We start from the raw sequence: 8,063 nt of genomic DNA, 5'->3' as shown, positions 1-8,063 counted from the left end.
TCCATCTTAATTCTGCCATTTAAATCATCAACCTTTCTTTAGAAAACCTTTTCTATTTTTATAAATTAATAAGTACTTTTACAAGTACACCAATTCAAATAAATCATTATAAGATTTTTATAGAAAACCTTTTCTTTTTCTTTACTTATTACATATTAACATATACATTTTAGTAATACAATACTATTTTTTTAACTCTTAAAATTAAATTATTAAGTTAACGTTTCATAGGGATATCTAATTCAAGGGGGTAATATACTCTACCCTATAGCTTGATTGTTGAAGATTCATCCATATAGGACCAGGAGCGACTACATTACCTCTTGATACCTATAGTGTAAGTGATGAAGTAAAGCTTACAATCGCTCCTTTCGTTGCTGAGTAATCAATAGATATCTTATTACCTTTGTATACAGTTATAGGCAAAGTATTTATAATACTTTTAATAATGCTAAAAAAGATAGTAAAAACTTATTTAAGTTTTTACTATCTTTTTTATTTAGGATACATTGTATCTTATTTTATTTTAAATTTATTAGTAATTCTCCAGCCTTTACCTGTTGCCCTTCCTTAACATTAATTGATTCTATAACACCTGAAGCCGAAGCAATTACCCTAGTCTCCATCTTCATAGCCTCAACTACCATTAATTGTTGATTTTCAGTTACTTTATCTCCTTTTGCTACAAGAATTGATAAAACAGTTCCTGGTATAGGAGATCCAACCTCTAAAACATTTGAAGGATCTGCCATTTCTGATATTGCAAAATCTTGCACAACCTTGTTGTTTCGGTCTTTAACTTTTATTTCTCTTCTATTTCCATCAACCTCAAAAACAAGAACTTTGTTACCTTCTAAATCCAACTTACTAATGTGAAGCAACTTAATCATATGAGTTTTTCCATCAGCAACTTCAGCCTCACAGGTTTCACCCTGATTTAGTCCGTGGAAGAAAATATCACTTCCTATTCTGCTTAAATCTCCGTACTCCTGAATGTATTTGATATAGCCATCGAATACATCAGGGTATAATGCATAGCTTAGTATATCTTTTTTATCTGGAGTAATATTAAACTTTTCTATTAAGTGTTTCTCTATCTTACCAAAGTCCTCAGCAGGAAGCAATTCACCAGGTCTACATGTAATTGGTTCCTCACCCTTTAAAACTAGTTTCTGTAGTTTCTGCGGAAATCCTCCCATTGGTTGACCCATCATTCCTTTAAAGTATGATACAACGGAATCTGGGAAAGACATTTTAATTGCTTTTTCAAATATATTTTCTGGTGTAAGATCATTTTGAACCATAAATATTGCAAAATCTCCAACCATCTTAGATGATGGAGTTACCTTTACAATATCCCCTACCATGTCGTTTACCTCTTTATACATTTCTTTAATTTCATTAAATTTATGTCCAAGACCGAAACTCTCTACCTGTGGTTTAAGATTAGAATATTGGCCTCCTGGAATTTCATATCTATAAATTTCAGCTGAACCAGAATTCAAATCTGATTTAAATTGGTCATAAACTGGCCTTACAGCATCCCAATAATCTGAAATCCCCTGAATCCCTTTAAGGTCTATTCCAGTATCTCTGTCAGTATTTTCAAGTGCTGCAACAACTGAGTTTAAGGCTGGTTGACTTGTAAGTCCTGACATACTGTTAAATGCAGTATCTACAATGTCAACGCCTGCTTGAGCCGCCATCAAAACTGTAGCAACCCCGTTTCCTGTAGTATCATGAGTATGAAGATGAATAGGCATTCCTACCTCTTGCTTTAAGGCATTAACTAGCTTAAATGCAGCATGAGGCTTAAGCAATGCTGACATATCTTTTATACCTAATATATGAGCTCCTGTTTTTTCAATTTCCTTTGCAAGCTTTATATAATAGTCCAAATTATATTTATTTTTTTTATCATTTAGTATATCACCTGTATAACAAATACAAGCTTCTGCAACCTTACCACTTTTAATAACCTCGTCTATTGAAGTTTCCATTCCTTTAAGCCAGTTTAGAGAATCAAATATTCTAAACACATCAACACCAGTATTTGCAGATTCTTTAATAAATTCACGAACTATATTGTCAGGATAATTTTTATAACCTACTGCATTCGCTCCACGTATAAGCATCTGAAAAAGTACATTAGGAATTTTCTTTCTAAGTTGTGTTAGTCTCTCCCAAGGAGATTCATTTAAAAATCTATATGCTACATCAAAAGTAGCGCCTCCCCACATCTCAAGAGAAAACAAATCTGTTCCATAAACAGAGGTAGCAGTTGCTATCTTTAACATGTCCTTTGTTCTCACTCTAGTTGCCATTAATGATTGTTGAGCATCTCTCATTGTTGTATCCGTTAGTAGTAATTTATTTTCATTTTTAATCCACTTTAAAAGCCCTTCTGTACCCTGGAGATCTAATATTTGTTTTGTCCCACTAAGTTTATTTGGCATTATGATTTTTGGAACTACTGGTACATCATATAGCTTTTTAATACCATTTGTTTCATTGACCATTTTTTCCCCAATGAATTTTAAGACTCTATTTTCTTCATCTGCCTGAGGTGTAATAGATATCAATTCAGGATTTTCTTCAATAAAACTTGTATTACATTCACCCTTCAAAAAAGTAGGATGATTTAATACATTAATTAAAAAACCTATATTAGTCTTTACTCCTGTAATTCTAGTTTCCTCAATAGCTCTTATAGACTTCTTTATTGCATCTTTAAAGGTTCTAGAAAAAGATATATTTTTTACTAGAAGACTATCATAATATGGGCTAATTACTGCACCTGCAAAACCATTACCACCATCTAGTCTTATTCCAAAACCAGAACCTGTTCTGTATTCTTCTATTTTGCCAGTATCAGGTGCAAAATTATTAGAAGGATCCTCTGTTGTTATACGGCACTGTATAGAATAGCCATTAACCTTAACATCTTCTTGAGAGTTAATTCCAATTTCTGCAGAATCTAATGCATAATCTTGTGCTATTAAAATTTGACTTTGTACTATATCAATACCTGTTACCATTTCTGTAACAGTATGTTCAACTTGAATTCTAGGATTCATTTCTATAAAATAATGATTTCCATGAATATCTACTAAAAATTCTAATGTTCCAGCACTTCTATAATTTACTGATTTAGCTATCTTTAGTGCATCATTGCAAATTTCGTCTCTTTTCTCCTGTGATATTGAAAAAGCAGGAGTATACTCTACAACCTTTTGATGCCTTCTTTGAATAGAACAATCTCTTTCATGCAAATGAACAATATTACCAAATTTATCTCCAAGAACCTGTACTTCTATATGTTTAGCTTTTTCAAGATATTTTTCTACATAAAGATGATCGATACCAAAAGCTTTTTTTGCTTCACTTTTAGCGCTTAAATAAGAGGATGCTAATTCGCTTGCGTCTCGTACAATTCTCATGCCGCGTCCACCGCCACCAGCAACTGCCTTTAGCATAACAGGATATCCACATTTTTTTGCTAATATCCTTGCCTCGTCTATTGTTTCAACTTCTTTTTTATCTCCAGGTATAGTAGGAACTCCTACTGCATTTGCAACAATTTTAGATTTAATTTTATCTCCAAGTTTATCCATCATTTCCGCAGTAGGTCCAATAAATTCAATGCCTGCTTTCGCACACTTTATTGCAAACTCTGGGTTCTCCGATAAGAACCCATACCCTGGATGAATGGCATCTACTCCTTTTTTAAGTGCAATACTAATTATCTCCTCAATGTTTAAATATGCCGCAACAGGACTTCTGTTTTTCCCTATAAGATAGGCTTCATCTGCCTTAGTCTTAAATAGTGAATATTTGTCCTCATTAGAATAAATTGCAACCGTACGAATCCCAAGCTCATTACAAGCCCTAAAAACTCTTATTGCAATTTCACCTCTGTTTGCCACTAGTACTCTTTTAAATTTTCTCACTTTCATTACCCCCTGTATAACCTTTGATCTCTAATCTATAATCTTAAATTCATTTTATTTTTCATTAATCATTATTCAATAGAATACAATATTTTCAGCTAAAATGCAATTAAATAAACATGTCATTGCAATAAACTCATATTATTAACCAACAGTTTAGAGTGATAAGCTGAATTTAGCGTCCACTTTGCTTATTCGCTAACTAATCTTAAGTCAACGATAAATGACTTAACAGCCTCTTCCTTTGTAGCCCATGATGTTACTAAACGAATAGCAGAATTATCCTTATCAACTTTTTGCCATATGAAAAATGAGTACTTTTCTTGAAGTCTTGCAATTATTTCATTTGGCAATATTGGAAATATTTGATTTGTTGGTGAATCAATTAAAAATTTATATCCATATTTGATTATACCAATTTTTAAAGACTCTGCCATGCTGTTTGCATGTTTTGCTAAGTCAAAATAAATGTCATTTTTAAATAGTTCTAAAAACTGTATACCAATTAACCTTCCTTTTGCAAGTAATCCACCTTTTTGTTTAATGTAATACCTGAAATCTTCCTTAAGACAATCTTTACAAATTACAAATGCTTCCCCTATTAATGCGCCATTTTTGGTTCCACCTATATAAAAAGCGTCAGTAAGTCTTGGCAGATCTGAAATCTCTATATCATTCTCTTTTGAACATAAAGCAGCTCCTAGTCTTGCCCCATCAATATATAATAAAATATTGCTTTTCGTACAATATGCATATAAATCTTCTAACTCTTGTTTTTTATATATAGTACCTATTTCTGTAGGGTTCGATATATAAACCAATTTAGGCTTTACCATGTGCTCATCAGTATGCTCATCTATTGCCATTTGTATGTGTTTAGGCTTAAGTTTCCCGTCACCTACTTTAATTGATATTATTTTGTGTCCTGTTGCTTCTATTGCACCAGTTTCATGAACTAATACATGTCCTGTATTTGCTGAAATAACAGCTTCATGAGGTCTTAAAAAAGCAGAAATAGCAGTAAGGTTTGTTTGAGTTCCCCCACAAAACATATGAATATCAACATCGCTACGTTTTAATTTATCTTTTAAGAGCTTTTTAGCAGCCATGCAATATCTATCTTCGCCATACCCGTCTGTCTGCTGCATATTTGATTCAATTAAGGCTTTCAATATATTGGGGTGAGCTCCTTCACTATAATCATTTTTAAAACTATACATAATTTTACTTCTCCTTACGTTATCATTGGCTTATTTGTAAATCCAATTAGGTTAAACCTTTTACATTTTTAGCTTTCTATATCTATTGTATGCTGCCATTATTTCTTGCTTTCTTGGCATGGCTAAACTTCCATTTCCACCTTTTAGCATATCCATTGATATTAATCCATTTTTTTCTATCTTATTAAGCATATTATCTACCATGGTTTCAAAGTTTAAACCTTTATTCATAATACTCGCTTCGACCCACTTCATAATTAAGCCTATGGCATTTAATTGCTCATTATCTACTACTTGCTCAACTGCTCTTAAATCTATTTCCTCTCTATTTATACTTAGGACATTTAACCCTATTGCTTTAATTTTGATGCCTTTATCGTTACTTTCAATATTTCCAGTTTTAATCACTCTATTGAAAACAATATCTATTTTTATACCTCTATCCTTTACTCTTTTTGTAATATTACCAAGACTAAGCTTTTTAGCCTCTTTTGTAACATCCTTAACCTCATAATTATCCAATTGAATAACAGAATCTGCCACATCAAAAAAGTCTCCTGAGCTTCCTACTACAATTACTGTTGAAATACCCTTTTGCTTATACATTGGTCCCACTATTTCAATAAATGGTGTAATTGGTTCCTTTTCCTTAGAAACTAACTTCTGCATTAAATCATCTCTCATCATGAAATTAGTGGCTGAAGTATCCTCATCTATTAAGAATACCCTTGATCCACTTTCTATTCCCTCTATAATACTCGCCGCTTGTGATGTACTACCACTTGCGTTCTCAGTACAGAATTCTACAGTATCTTTCCCATTGGGTAAGTTACTTATAAATAGTGATATATCTGTTTTAGTTATGCATCTACTATCTTCTGCCCTTACTTTTAAAGCTGATCCATCAGTTATAACAAGTTCTCTACCATCACCTTCTATATGATTATAAACTCCAATCTCTAGAGCCTTTAATAATGTAGATTTACCATGATATCCTCCACCTACAATAAGAGTTATGCCTTTTTTAATACCCATACCACGTATCGTGCCGTAACTCTTTGTATTAAATTCTACTTCTAGTTCTTTTGGTGAAACAAACGCCACGGAATCTCTTAATGCTTTTGTAGACACGCCACTCTCGCGAGGGAGTATTGATCCATTAGCTACAAAAGCAATAAGTCCTCGAGATTCGAGCCCCCTCCTTATATACTCTTGATCTTCAACTAGGGCAACTCTACTTGCTAATTTTGCGTGATTTATATTTTTATATAATAATGAATTTTCAACTATGCTCGGAATAATGTTATATAAAATTTTCTCAAGTTCTCTTGATAAAACACTTCTTCCTCTTGCTGGAAATCCCACATAAAATCTTGCTTCTACTTTATCCTCATCTATAATTACTGAAGTTCTGTTTAATATCTCCTGTGGACATTTACTTATAGCTATTAATCCACTCTTCCCAGATCCATTGACCTTTTGGGAGCACTTATTTATATTATAATGAAATTCTCTTGTTAAGTAATCTGCTACTACAGTATTTTTATTTTTATTATCATAAATTTCTTTTGGAAATTTAGCTATGTTCTGATTTACTATTACTCTAATTCTTGATGGCGATGCAAAAGGATCACCCTGTACGTGATCTATGCAAAGCAGAAAACTTCCGAAATTATATTCTCCAGCAAGTTCTTTATACATTCTATAGCTTTTTCCATCAATTCTTTCTAACTCTTTTTTTAACAATTCATAACTTTTCATTTGACTCTCCCTTTATTTCTTTAAAACGTATTATTCTCCTCTATTATATAAATAAGTTACTAAACAATAATTGTTTTGTTTAGTAACTTTTTAATATCTCATTTCACATCTTTCTGTTTTAATATACCTATTACTAATTATACACATCTTTATTTGTTGTATCAACAATTATGCAAAATTCGACAAAAATAAATGTCTTTATTTGAATTTACCATATACCAACTATTATTGCCTCCTAAATGACACATTCTAGGTGCAAAAATAATTAAAGAACTGACAGGTAGAGATGCTGACGTTCTTATAGATCCTACATTGATGCTTACAAAAGAGAAATGGCTATCTATAGCCAAAGAGGCTCCAAGCAAACCAATAGATAGATTTTTATTAACATATTTCTTAGGAAATATTTCAAAAATAAGAAATAAGTCATGCCTTAAAAGAATTGTATTGATTCAAAACATGTTCAAAGCGACATTAATAATTCATTTATTATATTAAAAAAATAAAGTAAATGGAGAGTAGACACCCTCCTTTTACTTTATTTTATTATTCTAGTATTTATTCAGCACTATTTCTAAATTGTATAGTTCTATATTTCATAAAATTCAACCATTTATTTGCAAACTTATCATTCATAACTTTTTTATATTCATTAATGTATGTTGATAAATCTTCTTCTGAGTTTAAATTTATTCCAAAGCCTTTTTCATTAATGATAACTATAGCCTCATATGAATAATCTGCTACTCCTATAACATCAATTAGCTTGCCAGCTCTTATTTTAGCAACAAGACTAGCATTTAATGCTATTACATCAAAATCCTTTGTATAGTTATAACTTTCTGAAAAGTAAGGTACATTATCTCCAATTTTATATTGAGTAGCCTTTATTAATTCCTTCTTAATCTCTAAAGCTTTAATATCAAAATAATATTCGTCGAAACTGTTAATTGGAAGTTTAATTTTATCCTTACTAAAACTAGTTACAATAGCTCCATTTGGATCTACAATGCCTGAAATTATTCCACCACCACTTACATCATAACCATCTACTATTACAAATCTACCAGTATTCTGATTGTCTGAAAATCTATCAAAGCATATTTTCTCCTTCGTCCTAATAGTAACATCA

5 protein-coding genes and 1 pseudogene are annotated in these 8,063 nt (G+C 31.6%); 1 reads left to right on the top strand and 5 read right to left on the bottom strand.

The annotated features are described in order from the left end of the window. Window positions 1-252: 252 nt before the first annotated feature. From LGK95_RS22940 to LGK95_RS21365, 4 genes and pseudogenes are all read right to left on the bottom strand, one after another. A pseudogene (locus LGK95_RS22940) lies at window positions 253-441 on the bottom strand (SDR family oxidoreductase); the annotation flags it as partial. An 80-nt stretch (window positions 442-521) separates the two neighbouring features. Continuing rightward, window positions 522-3,950 (bottom strand): pyruvate carboxylase, encoded by a 3,429-nt coding sequence (locus LGK95_RS21375; protein ID WP_226126929.1) that lies wholly within the window; start codon window positions 3,948-3,950, stop codon window positions 522-524. A gap of 191 nt (window positions 3,951-4,141) precedes the next feature. Then, a complete protein-coding gene (locus LGK95_RS21370; RefSeq protein ID WP_226126928.1) occupies window positions 4,142-5,170 on the bottom strand; it encodes a threonine aldolase family protein in 1,029 nt (342 codons plus the stop codon). Between the two features lie 60 nt (window positions 5,171-5,230). Then, window positions 5,231-6,931 (bottom strand): ABC-ATPase domain-containing protein, encoded by a 1,701-nt coding sequence (locus tag LGK95_RS21365; protein WP_226126927.1) that lies wholly within the window; start codon window positions 6,929-6,931, stop codon window positions 5,231-5,233. Window positions 6,932-7,246: 315 nt separating this feature from the next. Between LGK95_RS21365 and LGK95_RS21360 the strand changes: the two genes are divergently transcribed. Continuing rightward, on the top strand, window positions 7,247-7,429 hold the full coding sequence (locus LGK95_RS21360) for a hypothetical protein (RefSeq protein WP_226126926.1): 183 nt from the start codon (window positions 7,247-7,249) through the stop codon (window positions 7,427-7,429). A gap of 60 nt (window positions 7,430-7,489) precedes the next feature. Here LGK95_RS21360 and LGK95_RS21355 read toward each other — a convergent pair. Next, window positions 7,490-8,063, bottom strand: a 574-nt coding sequence (locus LGK95_RS21355; protein ID WP_449727683.1) for an elongation factor 1-alpha C-terminal domain-related protein, incomplete at its 5' end; no start/stop codon positions are given.

Source organism: Clostridium algoriphilum (genome assembly GCF_020443705.1).
Classification (GTDB): Bacteria; Bacillota; Clostridia; order Clostridiales; family Clostridiaceae; genus Clostridium_AD; species Clostridium_AD algoriphilum.
Note: the sequence above shows the minus strand (reverse complement) of the source record. Positions and strands in the feature narration are given on the sequence as shown.

Bases quoted from the DNA above. Each gene is read 5' to 3' on its own strand.
- LGK95_RS21370 (WP_226126928.1), bottom strand. From the start codon at position 5,170: ATGTATAGTTTTAAAAATGATTATAGTGAAGGAGCTCACCCCAATATA.
- LGK95_RS21365 (WP_226126927.1), bottom strand. From the start codon at position 6,931: ATGAAAAGTTATGAATTGTTAAAAAAAGAGTTAGAAAGAATTGATGGA.
- LGK95_RS21360 (WP_226126926.1), top strand. From the start codon at position 7,247: ATGCTTACAAAAGAGAAATGGCTATCTATAGCCAAAGAGGCTCCAAGC.